At 71.5% G+C, this 17233-nt stretch carries 18 protein-coding genes and 1 pseudogene; 10 read left to right on the forward strand and 9 right to left on the reverse strand.

Features of this window, described 5'->3' with window-relative positions; genetic code table 11:
• Nucleotides 1-22: 22 nt before the first annotated feature.
• Nucleotides 23-1231 (reverse strand): HTTM domain-containing protein, encoded by a 1209-nt coding sequence (locus J7E91_RS02425; protein ID WP_308375952.1) that lies wholly within the window; start codon nt 1229-1231, stop codon nt 23-25.
• The gene (locus tag J7E91_RS02430) at nt 1228-1998 is read right to left on the reverse strand and encodes a DUF5819 family protein (RefSeq protein WP_214898710.1); all 771 of its coding nucleotides are present in this window, start codon (nt 1996-1998) and stop codon (nt 1228-1230) included. The genes J7E91_RS02425 and J7E91_RS02430 overlap by 4 nt, the downstream gene beginning before the upstream one ends.
• 149 nt (nt 1999-2147) lie before the next feature.
• Between J7E91_RS02430 and paaA the strand changes: the two genes are divergently transcribed.
• From paaA to J7E91_RS02460, 6 genes are all read left to right on the forward strand, one after another.
• Nucleotides 2148-3137, forward strand: coding sequence for a 1,2-phenylacetyl-CoA epoxidase subunit PaaA (paaA, locus tag J7E91_RS02435; RefSeq protein WP_214898712.1), 990 nt, complete (start codon nt 2148-2150; stop codon nt 3135-3137).
• Nucleotides 3134-3421, forward strand: coding sequence for a 1,2-phenylacetyl-CoA epoxidase subunit PaaB (gene paaB / locus J7E91_RS02440; RefSeq protein ID WP_028810644.1), 288 nt, complete (start codon nt 3134-3136; stop codon nt 3419-3421). Before paaA ends, paaB begins: the two co-directional genes overlap by 4 nt.
• The gene (paaC, locus tag J7E91_RS02445) at nt 3418-4149 is read left to right on the forward strand and encodes a 1,2-phenylacetyl-CoA epoxidase subunit PaaC (RefSeq protein ID WP_308375953.1); all 732 of its coding nucleotides are present in this window, start codon (nt 3418-3420) and stop codon (nt 4147-4149) included. Before paaB ends, paaC begins: the two co-directional genes overlap by 4 nt.
• The gene (paaD, locus tag J7E91_RS02450) at nt 4143-4640 is read left to right on the forward strand and encodes a 1,2-phenylacetyl-CoA epoxidase subunit PaaD (protein WP_214898713.1); all 498 of its coding nucleotides are present in this window, start codon (nt 4143-4145) and stop codon (nt 4638-4640) included. Before paaC ends, paaD begins: the two co-directional genes overlap by 7 nt.
• Nucleotides 4641-5699, forward strand: coding sequence for a 2Fe-2S iron-sulfur cluster-binding protein (locus J7E91_RS02455; protein WP_214898715.1), 1059 nt, complete (start codon nt 4641-4643; stop codon nt 5697-5699). It begins immediately after the preceding gene.
• A gap of 138 nt (nt 5700-5837) precedes the next feature.
• Entirely contained in the window at nt 5838-6971 is a 1134-nt protein-coding gene (locus J7E91_RS02460; protein ID WP_214898717.1) for an acyl-CoA dehydrogenase family protein, read from the forward strand.
• 15 nt (nt 6972-6986) lie between these two features.
• Here J7E91_RS02460 and J7E91_RS02465 read toward each other — a convergent pair whose 3' ends face one another.
• The 6 genes from J7E91_RS02465 to J7E91_RS02490 all read right to left on the reverse strand — a co-directional run bounded on the left by J7E91_RS02465 (nt 6987) and on the right by J7E91_RS02490 (nt 12447).
• Nucleotides 6987-7331, reverse strand: a complete 345-nt coding sequence (locus tag J7E91_RS02465) for a rhodanese-like domain-containing protein (protein ID WP_214898719.1) — start codon at nt 7329-7331, stop codon at nt 6987-6989.
• Nucleotides 7332-7400: 69 nt separating this feature from the next.
• Entirely contained in the window at nt 7401-8492 is a 1092-nt protein-coding gene (locus J7E91_RS02470) for a J domain-containing protein (protein ID WP_214898721.1), read from the reverse strand.
• 105 nt (nt 8493-8597) lie between these two features.
• Nucleotides 8598-10022, reverse strand: coding sequence for a DUF2252 domain-containing protein (locus J7E91_RS02475; protein ID WP_214898723.1), 1425 nt, complete (start codon nt 10020-10022; stop codon nt 8598-8600).
• A 144-nt stretch (nt 10023-10166) separates the two neighbouring features.
• Nucleotides 10167-10925, reverse strand: coding sequence for a hypothetical protein (locus J7E91_RS02480; protein WP_214898725.1), 759 nt, complete (start codon nt 10923-10925; stop codon nt 10167-10169).
• Between the two features lie 33 nt (nt 10926-10958).
• A complete protein-coding gene (locus tag J7E91_RS02485; protein WP_214898727.1) occupies nt 10959-11846 on the reverse strand; it encodes a hypothetical protein in 888 nt (295 codons plus the stop codon).
• Nucleotides 11847-12033: 187 nt separating this feature from the next.
• Entirely contained in the window at nt 12034-12447 is a 414-nt protein-coding gene (locus J7E91_RS02490; RefSeq protein ID WP_214898730.1) for an arsenate reductase ArsC, read from the reverse strand.
• A gap of 91 nt (nt 12448-12538) precedes the next feature.
• Between J7E91_RS02490 and J7E91_RS02495 the strand changes: the two genes are divergently transcribed.
• The 4 genes and pseudogenes from J7E91_RS02495 to J7E91_RS02510 all read left to right on the forward strand — a co-directional run bounded on the left by J7E91_RS02495 (nt 12539) and on the right by J7E91_RS02510 (nt 15190).
• The gene (locus J7E91_RS02495) at nt 12539-12847 is read left to right on the forward strand and encodes a helix-turn-helix transcriptional regulator (protein WP_214898732.1); all 309 of its coding nucleotides are present in this window, start codon (nt 12539-12541) and stop codon (nt 12845-12847) included.
• A complete protein-coding gene (gene arsB / locus J7E91_RS02500) occupies nt 12844-13941 on the forward strand; it encodes an ACR3 family arsenite efflux transporter (RefSeq protein ID WP_214898734.1) in 1098 nt (365 codons plus the stop codon). The genes J7E91_RS02495 and arsB overlap by 4 nt, the downstream gene beginning before the upstream one ends.
• Before the next feature lie 9 nt (nt 13942-13950).
• A pseudogene (locus J7E91_RS02505) lies at nt 13951-14070 on the forward strand (FAD-binding protein); the annotation flags it as partial.
• Nucleotides 14071-14128: 58 nt separating this feature from the next.
• Entirely contained in the window at nt 14129-15190 is a 1062-nt protein-coding gene (locus J7E91_RS02510) for a CdaR family transcriptional regulator (RefSeq protein ID WP_214898736.1), read from the forward strand.
• Between the two features lie 44 nt (nt 15191-15234).
• Here J7E91_RS02510 and J7E91_RS02515 read toward each other — a convergent pair whose 3' ends face one another.
• Entirely contained in the window at nt 15235-17151 is a 1917-nt protein-coding gene (locus J7E91_RS02515; RefSeq protein ID WP_214898793.1) for an NAD(P)-binding protein, read from the reverse strand.
• Nucleotides 17152-17233: the final 82 nt, after the last annotated feature.

The following is a 17233-nucleotide window of genomic DNA, read 5'->3' on the forward strand; positions in this document are numbered from 1 at the left end:
GACCAGGCCGGACGCCTCGCCTTCACTCGACGAGCGTACAGACCTGCTCCTGCTGCCGGGGTTGCTTTCGCGGCGCCGCATCCGCATCCGCATCATCCTGGCGCCCCAGCACCCGGGCCCGCCCCCGCGCCGCCCACCGGCCGGCGCGCCGCAGAAAGCCGGTCGGCAGGAAGACCGCGTCGGCGGCGATCATCGCCAGCGAGAAGAAGGGCAGCCCGAGCAGTACAGCGATCGCCGCATGCTCGGCGATCATGACGGCGAGCAGGACGTTCTTGACCCGCCGGTTGAAGAGCGTGAAGGGGAAGGCGACCTGCACTGCCACCGTCCCGTACGTCAGCAGCATCACGATCACGCCGCTGGAGGCAAGCAGCCCGGAAAGCCCCGGCCAGGGCGAGAAGTAGTCCAGGTGCAGCGGGTAGTAGAGCGCGGTGCCGTCCTGCCAGCGCGAGCCCTGGATCTTGTACCAGCCGGCGGTCGCGTAGACGAGACAGACTTCCGCCATGATCACGAAGAGACCGGCGTTGTGGAGGAGGTTGGCGATGACGTCGAGGAGAACGCGCGGATGCCCGGGCGCGTAGCGGCCGGCCGCCCACCACAGGGCGTGAACGACCAGCAGACCCCAGAAGATCAGCAGCCAGCCCTCGCCAAGCTCGCCCGTGAACGTGAGCGCGGCGAGGCACGCGCCCAGCGTGCCCCACAGGACGGGTCCCACCCGGTCGGCGCGACGGGCACCGCGCCGCGCGTCCAGCGACCACACCTGCCCGCACCGCGTCAGCACCAGGTAGATCGCCATGAGGTGGATGACGTTGTCGCCGCCGTCGCCCATGAAGATGCTGCGGTTCTGCAGCGACAGCACGCCGATCATGAAGAGGACGGACATGGTCCGCGTACGCCAGCCCAGCATCAGCAGCGCCGCCGACACGATCGCGAGCCCGTAGACGACCTCGAACCAGACCGGGCTCTGCGACCACATCAGCGCGGTGAAAGCGTGATTGTTCGCTATCAGCTTCTGGGCCATGTCCCAGCTCCACGGCCCGTCCGGCCCGTACAGCTCATGGCGGTGCGGGTATTCGCAGAGCAGGAAGAGCAGCCAGGTCAGCGAGAACCCGATCCGCACGACGGCGCTCTGGTACGGCCCGAGGGCGGTGGAGGTGACGCGCTGAACGGCGCGCGCGAGCTTACGGGCGGCGGCTGCCCCGGGGGCGGCAGGAGTACGGACGGACGAGTTCACCGGGCCGCCTCCGACGCGCGCCGCGCACCTTCCGGCAGGTCCGCATCGGTCACCGGCCACCACGGAAGCACCCGATGGGCCGGCCGGCCGTTCGTCTTCTCCTCGCTCCACGACGGCGCCTTCACCCACCTGGTCTCCGACCTGACCTGTATCCGCTCGACCTCGCCCCCCAGGTCCTGCCGGGCGAGCCGCAGCATGACGGTGCGGCGGACGTAACGCTCGGAGAGGGCGCCGCGCATGCCGTTCGGCTTGTTCGCGTTGTCGTGCGAGGCGGTGTAGAAGTCCCAGGCGCGCCGCAGCGCGTTCTGGACGGTGTGGCTCGGCAGCAGATTGCCGCGGATCGCCTCGCCGTCCTGGGCGGAGAGGTCGATCCAGTCGGTGGTCTTCCACTGCCCGTCGGCCGTTCGGACCTGCGCCCGCACCTGTACGGCGATGTTCTGCTGGAGCGGATTGGGAGCGAAGAGCTTCCAGTTCTGCTCGAATTCCGGGTAGACCCAGTCGTCGATCGCCTCGCCGTTCTGCTTGGTGAGGGTGTTGGACGGTGCGACGTGCAAGAAGACCATCCCGAGGTGCACGCAGGCGATGACGCCGACGACGGCGAGCGCCAGGGCTGCCACGGCCTGGTACGGCAGAGACAGAGCCGCGATACCGCCACCGGATATGCCTGGGGCGCGAGGGGCGTCCGGGGCGTCCGGGGCCTCTGTGCCACCCGGAACGGAAGCCCCTTCCCGCCCGGCGCTCACGCCCCTGTCGTCGTACGAATCCATCCCGCCCCGATCACCGTCGGTCCCCCACAGTTATCCACAGGGTTGACACCCTACGGGCCGTCGACTCACCATTGAAGTCATCGAACCGAACGATCGGTCGGTCGGGACGCCGGCGGGGAAGAAGCCGGCAGGGACGGCAGGGGGCTCGGATGGCTACAGCAGCTGCGCACCGTACGACGGCTGAGGCGCAGGCCGGAGAAGCGGAGCGGGCGGCCGCGTACGAAGCGGCGTTCGACGCCGCGGTGGCGGCGGACGAGCGCATCGAGCCGCGGGACTGGATGCCCGACGCCTACCGGGCCTCGCTGGTCCGCCAGATGGCCCAGCACGCCCACTCGGAAATCATCGGCATGCAGCCCGAGGCCAACTGGATCACCCGCGCCCCCTCACTGCGCCGCAAAGCGATCCTGATGGCCAAGGTGCAGGACGAGGCCGGGCACGGCCTCTACCTCTACAGCGCCGCCGAGACCCTGGGCACCGGCCGCGAAGAGCTCCTCGACAAGCTCCACTCCGGCCGCCAGAAGTACTCGTCGATCTTCAACTACCCCACCCTGACCTGGGCCGACGTCGGCGCGATCGGCTGGCTGGTGGACGGCGCCGCGATCACCAACCAAGTGCCGCTGTGCCGCTGCTCCTACGGCCCGTACGCCCGCGCGATGGTCCGCATCTGCAAGGAGGAGTCCTTCCACCAGCGGCAGGGGTACGAGCTCCTGCTCCACCTCAGCAAGGGGACGCCCGAGCAGCACGCCATGGCGCAGGACGCGGTGGACCGGTGGTGGTGGCCGTCCCTGATGATGTTCGGCCCGCCGGACGACGAGTCGGCCCATTCGGCGCAGTCCATGGCCTGGAAGATCAAGCGCCACTCCAACGACGAGCTGCGCCAGCGCTTCGTCGACATCGCCGTCCCGCAGGCGGAGGCGCTCGGGCTCACCCTCCCCGACCCGGACCTGCGGTGGAACGAGGAGCGCGGGCAGTACGACTTCGGCGCGATCGACTGGGACGAGTTCTGGAACGTACTGAAGGGCAACGGTCCCTGCAACGAGCAGCGGATCTCGCAGCGGCGCACGGCGCACGAAGAGGGCGCCTGGGTCCGGGAGGCGGCGAGCGCGTACGCCGCGAAGCACGGGAAGGCAGCAGCATGACGAACTCCGACTGGCCACTGTGGGAGGTCTTCGTGCGCTCACGCCGCGGACTGTCCCACACCCACGCCGGCAGCCTGCACGCGCCGGACGCCGAAATGGCCCTGCGCAACGCCCGCGACCTCTACACCCGCAGGTCCGAGGGCGTCTCGCTGTGGGTGGTGCCGTCGTCGGCGATCACCGCTTCCTCGCCCGACGAGAAGGACCCGTTCTTCGAACCGGCGGCTGACAAGCCCTACCGGCATCCGACGTTCTACGAGATCCCGGAAGGGGTGCGGCACCTGTGAACCAAGTACCTGTGACCGCCGCACTCGAATCCGCGGCCCTCGCCCTGGGCGACGACGCCCTGGTGCTCTCGCACCGGCTGGGGGAGTGGGCGGGACACGCCCCCGTGCTCGAAGAGGAAGTGGCCCTCGCGAACATCGCGCTGGACCTGCTGGGGCAGGCGCGGGTCCTGCTCTCCCTCGTCGGTGACGAGGACGAGCTGGCGTACCTCCGTGAGGAGCGGGCCTTCCGCAATCTCCAGCTGGTCGAGCAGCCGAACGGCGACTTCGCGCAGACCATCGCCCGCCAGCTGTACTTCTCCACCTACCAGGGGCTGCTGTACGGGCAACTGGCGGCCGGGGGCAGCGAGTTCGCCCCGCTGGCGGCGAAGGCGGTCAAGGAGGTCGCGTACCACCAGGACCACGCCGAGCACTGGACGCTGCGCCTCGGCGACGGCACGGCCGAGAGTCACGAGCGGATGCAGCGGGGCTGCGACACGCTGTGGCGGTTCACGGGCGAGGTGTTCCAGCCCGTCGAAGGCGTCGACGTCGACTGGCAGAAGCTGCAGGCCGGCTGGCGGGAATCGGTCGGCGCTGTGCTGGAGCGGGCGACGCTGACCGTGCCCCAGGGGCCGCAGAGCGGCGCCTGGGCGGCGGGAGCGGGCCGCCAGGGGCTGCACACCGAACCGTTCGGGCGCATGATCGCCGAGATGCAGCACCTGCACCGCAGCCACCCGGGGGCGACATGGTGACCGAGACGCTCCTGGAGGCCGAGCTGCGCCGGGTCGCGGGCTCGGTCCCCGACCCCGAGCTGCCGGTGCTCACCCTGGAGGAGCTCGGCGTCCTGCGCGCCGTCCACGTCTTCGGGCCCGGCAGGGTCGAGGTCGAGCTGACGCCGACGTACACCGGCTGCCCGGCGATCGAGGCGATGTCCACGGACATCGAGCGTGCGCTGCACGAGCACGGCATACCGGAGGTCTCGGTCCGCACGGTCCTGTCCCCCGCCTGGTCGACGGACGACATCAGCCCGGAGGGCCGCCGCAAGCTCGCGGAGTTCGGCATAGCACCGCCGCGCCCGCAGCCGACCGACGGCGGGCCCGTGCCCCTCACCCTGTCGGTGCGCTGCCCGCACTGCGGCTCCACGGACACCGAGCTGCTCAGCCGGTTCTCCTCCACCGCGTGCAAGGCGCTGCGCCGCTGCGTTTCCTGCCGCGAACCGTTCGACCACTTCAAGGAGCTATAGATGTTCCATCCGCTCCGGGTCCGCGAGGTCGAGCGGCTCACCGACGACTCCGTGGCTGTCACCCTCGCCGTGCCGCCAGAGCTCCGCGAGACCTTCCGGCACACACCAGGCCAGCACATCGCACTGCGCCGCGTCGTGGACGGTGAGGAGATCCGCCGTACGTACTCGATCTGCGCCCCGGCCACCGAAGCGCCGCGGGAGCCGGTGCTGCGGGTGGGCATCCGGCTGGTCGACGGCGGCGATTTCTCGTCGTACGCCCTCAAGGAACTGGCCGTCGGCGACACGGTCGAGGCGATGGCGCCGACCGGCCGCTTCATCCTGGAGCCGCGCCCGGGCCGCTTCGCCGCGATCGTGGGCGGCAGCGGCATCACGCCGGTGCTGTCGATGGCGGCGACGCTGCTGGCGCGGGAGCCGGACGCCAGTTTCTGCCTGGTGCGCAGTGACCGCACGGCGGCTTCGACGATGTTCCTGGAGGAGGTGGCCGACCTCAAGGACCGTTACCCGGACCGGTTCCAGCTGGTCACCGCTCTCTCCCGGGAAGAGCAGCAGGCGGGTCTGCCGTCGGGCCGCCTCGACGAGGAGCGGCTGACGGAGCTGCTGCCCGCGCTGCTGCCGGTGGCGGACGTGGACGGCTGGTTCCTGTGCGGGCCCTTCGGTCTCGTCCAGGGCGCGGAGCGGGCGCTGCGCGGCCTCGGCGTGGCCAGGAACCGTATCCACGAGGAGATCTTCCACGTCGACGACGGAACGGGAACGGTCACGAGCAGCCCGGTTACGGCGGCCACCAACAGCACACTCACCGCCACGCTCGACGGCCGGTCGGGCAACTGGCCGGTACTGGACGGCGAATCACTGCTGGAGACGGTGCTGCGCAGCCGCGCGGACGCGCCGTACGCCTGCAAGGGCGGGGTCTGCGGGACGTGCCGGGCCTTCCTGGTCTCCGGCGAGGTGCGGATGGACCGCAACTACGCGCTGGAGCCGGAGGAGACCGAAGCGGGCTATGTCCTGGCCTGCCAGTCGCATCCGGCGACGCCGGAAGTGGAGCTGGACTTCGATCGCTGAGGCATCCCGCTCCGGCTGAGGTCCCGCTCCGGCTGAGTTCTGTCTCATGCTGTGTTCATTTTCAGGAACGTGTTCTATCTTGACGCTCCGTCAGATGTCGGGTGTGTGCGGAATCCGGGGCATGGGGAGGACAAGGACGTGGACTTCACCTTCACCGAGGAGCAGCAGGCGGCCGTCGAGGCGGCGAAGGCGGTCTTCTCGGGCGTCGCGCCCGATCAGGTGCCGAGTCCCGCACTCACCCCCGGCGCGGTGGCCGAGGACTTCGACCGGCCACTGTGGGCCAGGCTTGCCGGATCCGATCTGCTGAGCCTGGTCCTGGCGCCGGAACACGACGGAGCGGGCCTCGACCCCGTCGCGCTCTGCCTCGTACTGCGCGAGGCGGCGAAGGTGCTCGCCCGCGTACCGCTGCTGGACACCAGCGCGGTCGCGATGGCCGTACAGGCCTACGGCAGCGCGGAGTTGGCCGCCGAAATCCTCCCCCGCGTCGGCCGTGGCGAGCTCGTCCTGACAGCCGGCGCCAACGGCCGTACCGGCCATGACCCGGCCGAGCTGGCTGTCACCGCGCAGCAGGACGGCGATTCCTGGCTGCTCGACGGGGTCCAGACGGGCGTGCCCTGGGCGCAGAGCGCGGACCGTATCGCGGTGCCCGCGCACACCGGCACGGGCCGCGCCGTTCTGGCCCTGGTCCCCCGCGACCACGCGGGCGTCACTCTCGCCGACCAGGTGTCCACCAGCGGCGAGCGCTTCGCCGAGGTCCGCCTCGATGCCGTACGGATCACCGCCCACCAGGTGATCGACGCCGAGGGCGGGTGGGAGTGGCTGCGCGATCTCCTCACCACCGGCACCTGCGCACTGGCTCTCGGGCTCGGCGAGCGCGTGCTGGCCATGACGAGCGACTACACGGGCAAGCGCGAACAGTTCGGCTTCCCCGTCGCCACCTTCCAGGCCGTGGCCGTCCAGGCGGCCGACCGCTACATCGACCTGCGCGCCATGGAAGTCACCCTCTGGCAGGCCGCCTGGCGGCTGGCCTTGGGATCGCACGGCGCCCTGCCCGTGACGGGTGACGTGGCGGTGGCGAAGATCTGGGCGTCCGACGGCGTACGCCGCGTCGTCCAGACCGCGCAGCATCTGCACGGCGGCTTCGGCGCGGACACCGACTACCCCCTGCACCGCTACCACGCGTGGGCCAAGCAGATCGAGCTCTCACTCGGCCCGGCCGCCGCTCATGAAGAGGCACTGGGCGACCTGCTGGCTGCCCATCCCCTCAGCTGAACCGGCCCGGCCGGGTCACAGGACGAAGGCGGCGTTTCCGCTGTCGGTGACCATCGGGCGTCCGGCGCCGTCCCAGGCGAGCATCCCGCCGTCGACGTTCACCGCGTCCACGCCCTGCTGCACCAGGTACTGGGTGACCTGCGCGGAACGGCCGCCGACCCGGCACATCACATGTACCCGCCGACCGTCCTCCACCGCTTCGGTGAGCTCACCGAAGCGGCCGACGAAGTCGCTCATCGGGATGTGCAGTGCGCCCTCGACGTGACCGGCTGCCCACTCGTCGTTCTCCCGTACATCCAGCACGAAGCCGTCGGCCGGCACCGCCGCGGCGTCGACGGAAGGAAGGGGGGCGAAATTCATGGGTCATGCCTTCTCTCGTACATACACGTACATACACAGTGTTCTCATCGGCGGGGCTCGTCCGGCAACCTACTGCACCAGTTTCGCCAGATCCGCCTCACGCTCGGAGACCCGCGCGAGCAGTTGCTCGGCGATCTCGTCCAGCAGCCCGTCGGGATCCTCGGGCGCCATCCGCAGCATCGAGCCGATGGCACTGTCCTCCAGCTCCCGGGCGATCAGGGACAGCAGCTCCTTGCGCTGCGAGAGCCATTCCAGCCGGGCGTAGAGCTCGTCGCGCTCCGGCTGCTGCTCCTCGGGCACCGGCCCCGCGGCCCACTCCTCCGCGAGCGCGCGCAGCTGGTCCACATCGCCGCGCCCGTACGCGGCGTTGACCCGCGTGATGAACTCGTCCCTGCGGCCCCGCTCCGTTTCGTCCTGCGCCAGGTCCGGGTGCGCCTTGCGGGCCAGCTCGCGGTAGAGCTTGCGCGCCTCCTCGGTCGGCCTGACCCGCTTCGGAGGCTGCACCCTCTGGTCGGTGAGCATCGCCGACGCCTCGGGCGAAAGGCCGTCCGAGTCCATCCAGTCGTGAAACAGCTCCTCGACACCGGGCATGGGCATGACGTTGGCTCGCGCCTCGTCCGCCCTGCGCCGGTCGTCGGGATCGCCGGTACGGGCGGCCGTGGCCTCCGCGATCTGGGCGTCCAGTTCGTCGAGGCGCGCGTACATCGGACCGAGCTTCTGGTGATGGAGCCGGGAGAAGTTCTCCACCTCGACCCGGAAGGTCTCCACCGCGATCTCGAACTCGATCAGCGCCTGCTCGGCGGCGCGCACGGCCCTCTCCAGCCGCGCCTCCGGCCGCTCAGAAGCCTGACCCTGATCCTGATCCTGATCCTGATCCTGATCCTGATCCTGGCCCTGGTCCTGGTCCTGGACCCCGTCCTCGCGCTGGTCCTGAGTCCGCCCCCGAGCCGCGACCTGTTCGGTGCCTTCGGTGCCTGCTGCGCCTTCGGTGCCTTCGGTGCCTTCGGCACCCTTGTCCCTGCCGGCGGTCTGCTCACCGCCCGCAGGCCCGGCGGTTTCCCGCCCGGCGGACTGCCCACCGGCGGCCTCGTACCCGGCCGCGTGCGGGCCCTGCGCGTCGTCGTTCCGGGTCGTCGGCTCCCCGGGAGCTTCCTGAGTCACCCGCCCAGCGTACGGGCGGCCGGGGCACCCGTGCTCGCACCCCCGCTCACACCCCCGCTCAGCCCCTCCACTCAGACCGCGGTCAGATCCCGCCCGGCCCCCTCGTCACACCCCGGACTCGGCGGCCGTCCGCCCGCCCTTGACCGCCGCCACCAGATCCGCGTGATCCGCTTCCGTACGGTCCGCGTACACCACCGCGAAACGCGCCACCGCCTCGTCGAACTCCTCGTTCTTCCCGCAGTACCCGGCGACCAGCCGCGGGTCGACGCTGTGCGCATGGGCCCGCGCCAGCAGCGCCCCGGTCATCCTCCCGTAGTCGTCCAGCTGACCGGGTTCCAGCGCCGCCGGATCCACACTGCCCTTACGGTTCCTGAACTGGCGCACCTGGAACGGCCGCCCGTCCACTTCGGCCCAGCCCAGCAGACTGTCGCTGACCACCTGCATCCGCTTCTGCCCGAGCACCACCCGCCGCCCCTCGTGCCCGGCCTCCGGCACGTCGAAGCCGGCGAGAGGCAGATACGGCGTCAGCGCGGAGGCACGCGCCTCCTTCACCTGGAGCACCAGCGGCTCGCCCCGGTGGTCGAGCAGCAGCACCACGTACGACCGGGTACCGACGCTGCCGGTGCCGACCACCCGGAACGCCACATCGTGGATCGCGTACCGCGCGAGCAGCGGCAGCCGGTCCTCGGGGAGCGTCCTGAGATACCCGCCCAGCGCCGAGGCGACCGCGGCCGCCTCCCCGTCCGGCACCCGCCGCAGCACCGGCGGTGCGTCCACGAAGCGCCGTGTCCCGCCCGGGCCCTCGGCCGTCGCGCGGGCGGCGAAGCGCGCGCTGGTGTTGTTACGGGCCTTCTCCGCGACCCGCTCCAGCGTGCCCAGCAGATCACGCGCGTCCGTGTGCGAGACGAGCTCCTCGTCGGCGATCGCGTTCCACGCGTCCAGCACCGGCATCCTGGCCAGCAGCCGCATCGTGCGCCGGTACGCCCCGACCGCGTCGAAAGCCGCCTGCCGGCATATCTGCTCGTCGGCCCCCGTCTGACGCCCGGCCAGCACCAGTGACGCCGCGAGCCGCTTGACGTCCCACTCCCAGGGGCCGACGGCGGTCTCGTCGAAGTCGTTCAGGTCGATGACCAGACGGCCCCTCGCATCGCCGTACAGGCCGAAGTTCGCCGCATGCGCGTCACCGCAGATCTGTGCGCCGACTCCGGTGACCGGCGTACCCACCAGGTCGTGCGCCATCAGCCCGGCCGAGCCCCGCAGGAAGGCGAAGGGGGAGGCGGCCATACGTCCGACCCGTATCGGGGTCAGCTCCGGCACCCGGCCGCGATTCGACTCCTCGACCGCCCGCACCGCGTCGGGCCGCTGCGCGGCGAGCACCAGCGAGTCGTGCGAGATCCGGGGTACCCGTGCCCGCAGCGCCTTGCCCTTGTCCTTGGGCGACTCCGTGGGCGAGCCGTCCGCCGTGCACCGGGCGAAGCCAGGCACCACCGGAATACGCCCCTCGGACCCCACCGTCTTGTTCCCGGCCATGGTGCGCCGCCTCCCCCCGCCCCAACATCAACTGCCCACGACCGTACCGCCGCCCGCCGACACCCGTCTCCCCCTGTGGACAACCGAGGTTCAGACCCCGACGGCCACTCCCGCGCCACACCGAGGCAGGACAGGAGCCCCCCCCTACCGCAGCGTGACGACCGTCGCCGTCCCCACGGGCCCGTCCGTCCTGATCGTCCGTACGTCGCTCTCCCGCCCCGCGGCCAGCCGCTCCAGCCCCGCCGCGTCCGGCTGCAGCCGCCCCCGCTCGAAGACGACCAGGCTCACCCGCATCCCCTCGGGAACCCGCATCTTCCGGTACTGGGCGTACGTCACCGCATCGCACCCGGAGTACCAGCCGAACTCCGGCTCGTACCCCGTCACCACCAGACACGGCCGCCCCTGCGCCGCCGCCCCGATCTCCCGCGCGACCGGCACCGTCGACCCCGCCAGCCGGGTCGGCCCCGGCATCGCGCCGTGGGCCACCACCTGCGCCGTACCGAGCACCGTGAGCCCGGCGAACGCGGCCACGGCGGCCAGCACGGGCGCACTCCACGCCGCCCCCGCCAGCCCGGCCACCGCCTCCACACCGAGCACGGTGAGCAGAACCACGGCCAGGTAAACGAACCGCGGCTCCCCGTCCGTCGCCATGCCGAGGACCACGAACACCAGCACAGCGGCCGTTCCCAGGAACACCCGCCGCCGGTCGTCCGCCCGCTCCCCGCAACGGCCGCCGCGTCCCGCCAGGACCCGCCGCAGCGCCGCCCCCACCGCCCACAGCCCCGCGGCCATCACCACCGCACCGAGGTCCCCCGCCAGCCGGTACGGAAAGACCGCCAGGTAGTAGACGAGCCCGTCGCCCAGGTACGCGCGATTGGCCTGCGAAGTCGCCGAGAGGATCATCCCGAGCGGCGAGCCCGTCTCCCGTACGGCATGTCAGAAGTGCGGTACGAGCCCGGTCACCAGCAGCACGGCCGCCCCCACCAGCCGCCGCCCCTGGGCCATCCACGCGCGCGGGCCGTACGCGAGGACCGCCGCGAGCCCCACGGCGAGCAGGTTCCCCACGACGCCGTACCGGAGATAAAAGGCAGCCAGCGCCACGGCGGGCACCCCCCACAGCGCCCGTGACCCCTCCTTCTCCTGCGCCCGCACCAGCAGAAGGACGACGATCAGCAGCAGCCCGGTCGCCCCGATGTCATTGAGGTACTCCGGCACCCTGCGCAAAAACCCCAGCCCGCTCAGCAGCACCACCACGAAGACCACCGCACGCCGCCGCGAGGTCCAGGCGGCCGCGACGAAATACGTCACCGTCAGCGCCCCCAGCACCAGTACGAGCGCCACCGCACGCAGGGCCCCCACCCCGTCGGCAACGCCCACCCCGCCACCCGCGTCGCCGCCCAGCCACAGCGCGAGCGCCCCCAGCGCCGGGAGCCCGACAGGCCGGTAGACGCCCCACCCCGCGTCCGGCGTCCCCTCCACCCAGAAGCGCGCCTTGTTCGCGTACACCGCTTCCTCATGACCGAGGTACGGCTCGAAATCCTGCAGCACCGCCCACACCCCGGCGGCCACCGCCAGCACCCCCACGACGTACGCCCAGGCAGGCACCCGCCGCAACACGTCCAGACCCCGCAGCCACTGTGGGGGTATTCGCTCCCCCCACAGTGGCCTGGATATGAGCCAGGCCGGCGCCGCGACGAGCAGATACGGCCACGGCTGCCACCCCGGCAGCCACCCCCCGAACCCCGCCACCAGCAACGCCTGCTGCGCACCGGCCAGCGCCGTGAACACCACGGCCACCACACCGGCGGCCTTCCTACGGGCCACCACGAACTCCCCCACCCTGAAACCGACCGCAAGCAGAAACCGCAAGCAGAAACAGAAACGGGCCTCATCGTGGTCGACGATGAGGCCCCAGCCGCGCCAGCCTAACTGTCGCGCCGGCAGGCGATGACGCGGCCGGTCCACCTGCCGTTACTGCGTCGGCGTACGTTCCGTACGTCCGTGCCGACGCTTACGCGGAGGGCTCGGGGGCGATCTCCTTGATCAGGCCCTCGACGAGCGCCTTGATCTCGTCGCGGATCGGGCGTACGGCCTCAACGCCCTGCCCGGCCGGGTCTTCCAGCTGCCAGTCGAGGTAGCGCTTGCCGGGGAAGACGGGGCAGGTGTCGCCGCAGCCCATCGTGATGCAGACGTCCGACTCCTTCACGGCCTCGACCGTGAGGATCTTCGGGGTCTCGGCGGAGATGTCGATGCCGACCTCGCGCATCGCTTCGACGGCGGCCGGGTTTACGGCGGCGCCGGGGCTGGATCCCGCCGAGCGGACCTCGACGCGGTCTCCGGCCAGGTGGCTGAGCCAGGCGGCGGCCATCTGGGAGCGGCCGGCGTTGTGGACACAGACGAACAGCACAGAGGGCTTCTCGGACATCAGGGGTCTCTCTTGTCTCACGACGGAATCAGGCGCAAGTGACATCAGCACCCGGTGGCGTCAGCGGCCACTGATGTGACAGTATCAGCCCATGATGACGTCAGTCGACACTGAACTGATCCGGGTGCTGGCCGATCCGCTCAGGCTCCGGATCGTGACCCTGCTCGCCCGCGAGACCCTCTGCACCACGCACCTGGTCGAGGAGACCGGCGCCAGGCAGACGAACCTCTCCAACCACCTGCGCGTCCTGCGCGAGGCCGGGGTGGTGGAGACCGAGCCGTGCGGCCGGTTCACCTACTACAAGCTCCGGCCCGACGTCATCGCCCAGCTCGCGGACCAGTTCGCCGAGCTGGCCGAAGCCTCCCGTACCGCCGCCGAGAACAAGAGGGCCTGTCCGTGACCCGCACCGAAGCACCCGCGTCCACCGAAGAAGCCTCGGTCGTCGCGAAGCTCTCCACACTGGACCGCTTTCTGGCCGTGTGGATTCTTCTTGCCATGGCACTCGGGCTGGGGCTCGGCCGCCTGATCCCGGGCCTCAACGACGCCCTCGCGAAGGTCGAGATCGGCGGCATCTCGCTGCCCATCGCCGTCGGCCTGCTGATCATGATGTACCCGGTGCTTGCGAAGGTCCGCTACGACAAGCTCGACGCGGTCACCGGCGACAAGAAGCTCATGATCTCGTCGCTCGTCATCAACTGGATCGCCGGCCCGGCGATCATGTTCGCGCTGGCCTGGATCTTCCTGCCGGACCTGCCCGAGTACCGCACCGGCCTGATCATCGTCGGCCTCGCGCGCTGTATCGCCATGGTCATCATCTGGAACGACCTGGCCTGCGGCGACCGTGAGGCCGCCGCCGTCCTCGTCGCCCTGAACTCGGTCTTCCAGGTCATCGCGTTCGGCCTGCTCGGCTGGCTCTACCTCGACCTGCTGCCCGGCTGGCTCGGCCTCGGCGACGGCGAGCACCTCGACATCTCCATGTGGAAGATCGCGCTCAACGTCGTCATCTTCCTCGGTATCCCCCTCCTCGCCGGCTTCCTGACCCGCCGCTTCGGCGAGCGGCAGATGGGCCAGGAGAAGTACGAGAACACCTTCCTGCCGAAGATCGGCCCCTGGGCGCTGTACGGCCTGCTCTTCACGATCGTCATCCTCTTCGCCCTCCAGGGAAAAACGATCACCTCGCAGCCCCTGGACGTGGCGCGGATCGCGCTTCCGCTGCTCGTATACTTCGCCCTGATGTGGTTCGGCACGTTCCTCCTCGGCAAGGTCATCGGCCTGAACTACGACCGCACCGCGACCCTCGCCTTCACCGCGGCCGGCAACAACTTCGAGCTCGCCATCGCGGTCGCCATCGCCACCTTCGGCGTCACCTCCGGCCAGGCCCTGTCGGGCGTCGTCGGCCCGCTGATCGAGGTCCCGGTCCTGGTCGCGCTCGTGTACGTGTCCCTGGCCTGGCGGAAGAAGTTCGCACCCACGGCCATCACCACCACCCGGTAGGCGGCAACGGTGGACGTGGTGGTGATCGGCGGCGGCCAGTCCGGGCTCGCCGCCGGTCACCACCTGCGCCGCCTCGGCCTGGACTTCGTCATCCTTAATGCCGGTGGCCGCCGCTGCGCGCATGCGTGGCACCCTTGACGTCCACGCGTCAGGAAGGCGTCGACGGCGTGTCAGAACGGGGAGGGACATGGCGGACCGGGACACGGCCGAGGCATACCTGGAGGGGTACGCCCAGATACTGGCCGGTGCCTGCGCCACCGGCAGGCGGCTGACCCGGGACGAGGGGGCGGCGCTGCGGGCGCAGGGTGAGCGGGCCGCCGAGGCCGGCCTCGGACTGCGCTTCCTGGTGCGCGCCCACCTGTCCGCGGCCCAGGGCGTACGGGCGAGCCTGCGGGGCGCGGGCGCCGACCACCTCCTCGCGGCAGTGGAACAGGCCGTGGACGCCTTCGCCGAGGGCCATGAGCGGGCCCAGCGGCTCGCGATCCGCCAGCAGGAGGCCGCCCGGCGGGAGTTCATCGACGACCTGCTCCACGGGCGCAGCGACGCCGGGCGTCTGGCCGAACGAGCCGAGCGTTTCGGGCTGTTGCTGTCCCACGCGCATGCGGTCGCCGTGGCCCAGGGCACCGAGCCGTACGAAGACGGCTACGCGGTCACCCGCGGCATCGAGGCGTCCCTGGCGGCCCGTTTCGCGAACCGCCGGATCCTGCTCACCACGAAGAACGGCCGGCTCATCTGCATCGCGCCCGGTGACGAGGCCGATGTCCTCGGCTTCTTCGCCAAGCAGGCGTACGCCGCGACCGACGGCGGCCAGGTGGCCATCGGCCGCCCCCATCCGGGCGTCGGCGGAGTGGTCCACTCCTACGAGGAGGCACTCAACGCCCTCGACCTGGCCGCCCGCCTGCCCCTGGAGGCCCCGGTGCTGCACGCCGCGGACCTCCTGGTCTACCCGGTCCTCACCCGCGACCGGCAGGCGATGGCCGACCTGGTACGCAGCGTCCTCGGCCCGCTCCAGCAGGCCCGCGGCGGAGCGCAGCCGCTGATCGACACCCTCAACGCGTACTTCCACACCGGGTGCGTGGCCGCCGAAGCCGCCCGCCGGCTCTCCCTGAGCGCCAGGGCGATGACGTACCGGCTGGAGCGGATCCGCCTGCTGACGGGCGCCGACCCCGGTGACCCCGGCGACCGTTACACCCTGCAGACGGCGGTGGTCGGCGCCCGGCTGCTGGACTGGCCGGACCAGCCGCTCTGACCTCTGAGCGTTCGCACCGTACCGGCGTCCGTGTAGGGCCCGGCTCAGCGCTGTGCGGGCGTTCCCCGACCAGTACGCGGCTGCGGGTGCCTGCCGAGCAGTTCGGCCAGCCCCCGGCGGGTGGCGGCCAGGACGACGCGGTCCTGGGGCTGGAGTACGTAGCCGGGGTGGAGGTCCCAGACGAGGCCGGTGGGGTGCTGTTCGCCGTCGGCCGGGTGCGGGGTGGACAGGTCGGGGCGCCGCTCGGCGGGGGCGGTGGTGTCCAGGGCGAGGACGCGCCAGGCACCGGGCCGGAAGGTTTCCGCGACGGTACGGCCCTCCAGTTGCGGGTAGCCGGCGACCACGAGTGCGGCGAAGACGAGCACTTTGCGTTCGACCGGTATGGCGCCGAGGATCTGGCGGCCCATCATCGCTCCGGCGAAGGCGGGGGCGGCCAGGTGGGAGACGCTGCGGCTGCGGGTGAGCGCGTCGGGGTGGGCGGCGCGCAGGGTGCGGTAGACGGCGGTGGCGAAGTCGTCGTCGTACAGCCGCAGCGCGACGCGCAGGTCCGCCTTGACCGTACGGGCGTAGAGGGCGGCCTCCAGGTTGGTGGTGTCGGAGGACGTCAGGGCGAGCAGGGCGTGCGCGCGGTGGATTTTCGCCGCTTCCAGGACGCCCTCCTGCGTGACGTCGCCGATCACGGTCGGCACGCGCAGGCGGCGGGCCAGCGCGATACCGCGTGCCTCGGGGTCCTCCTCCACGCACACGACGGGGATGTCGAGGTCGCGCAGCCGGGCCAGCACCCGGGTGCCGATCTTGCCGAGGCCGAGCAGGACGACGTGGCCGGACAGGCCGCGCGGCGGGCGGCGCAGGGTGGCGGCGCTGCGGAACGTGCCCAGCGCCTCCAGCCCTCCGGCCACGAGGAGCGGCAGGAGTGCGAGACCGACCAGTCCGGACAGGAGCTGGAGCACCTGGCGGGCCGTGGACTCGCCGACGGCGGGGTCGTTGATGGAGAAGAGGTCGAGAAGCGTGATGTAGGCGGCGCGCAGAAAGCCGTCGTCCGTGACCTGCCAGGCGGCGATCGCCAGGGCGAGGACCGCAAGGCCGGTGCCGGCGACGGCCCAGCGCAGGCGGCGGGAGAAGAGCTCGGAGAGCGGGACGCCCCGGCCGGCCAGACGGCCGGCCGGCAGGGGCGGGCCGGTGTGGGTCACCGCTTCGAGGACGATGGTTCCGCGTCCGGTGGCGGCGGTGACGGTGCGGGGATCGGGCAGCAGTTGGGGCCCTGCCGTGCCGCTGCTGTCCGAACCCTCCTCCCCGGCCGGGTCGTTGGTGGTGGCGGAGAGCAGGGCGAGGGTGCACAGGCCGGGATCGGCGACTTCGCCGCGTCCGGGCGGGGTGCGTTCCACCGCGCGCAGCAGCAGCCCGTCGGCGTGTACGACCTTGCTCGTGCCCGCGACGGCGGTGGCGGCCAGGGCGGGCGCCGCGGTGTCGGCGTCGGACAGGACGGTGGTGGACGCGTCGAGGGCGGCGGCGTCCAGATCCGGCAGGGCCACGAAGGCGGCCTGGTCGAGGAGTTCTTCCAGGTGCTGGCCGAGCTTGCGGTTGTAGAGCCGGATGACGAGGCGCAGGCCGGGGTTGAGGCGGCGGGCCGCGAGCGCGGCCCGGATGTTCGTCTCGTCGTCGTCGTAGACGAGCGCCAGTGCGGCGGCCCGGGCCACGCCCGCAGACGCCAGTACCGCCTCGGTGGGCTCGTCGGCCTCCACGGTGGCGGGATCAGCCGCCTCGGGGCCGGGTGGTGTTCCTGTCATGGCGGCGGACACCCGCCCGAGGAGGGCGGAGGCCCGGCCCTGCCCCGGCACGGCAAGCCGGGGGCCGAGCGCCGGTCCGCCGCCGGGCCGGACCAGCACGACCCGCTCCCGGTAGACGTCGCGGAGCTCCGCGGCCAGCCGGTGGGCCAAGGCGTCGTCACCGCACACGATCATGTGTCCGGCCGGCGGACTGTCCGTGGAGCGCTGAGGGGGAAGTGAAGGCACCTGCGTAGAGTGCCTCGCCCGGTGCGCGGAT

It is taken from the genome of Streptomyces sp. ISL-99 (assembly GCF_018614005.1).
Lineage (GTDB): Bacteria > Actinomycetota > Actinomycetes > Streptomycetales > Streptomycetaceae > Streptomyces > Streptomyces flavidovirens.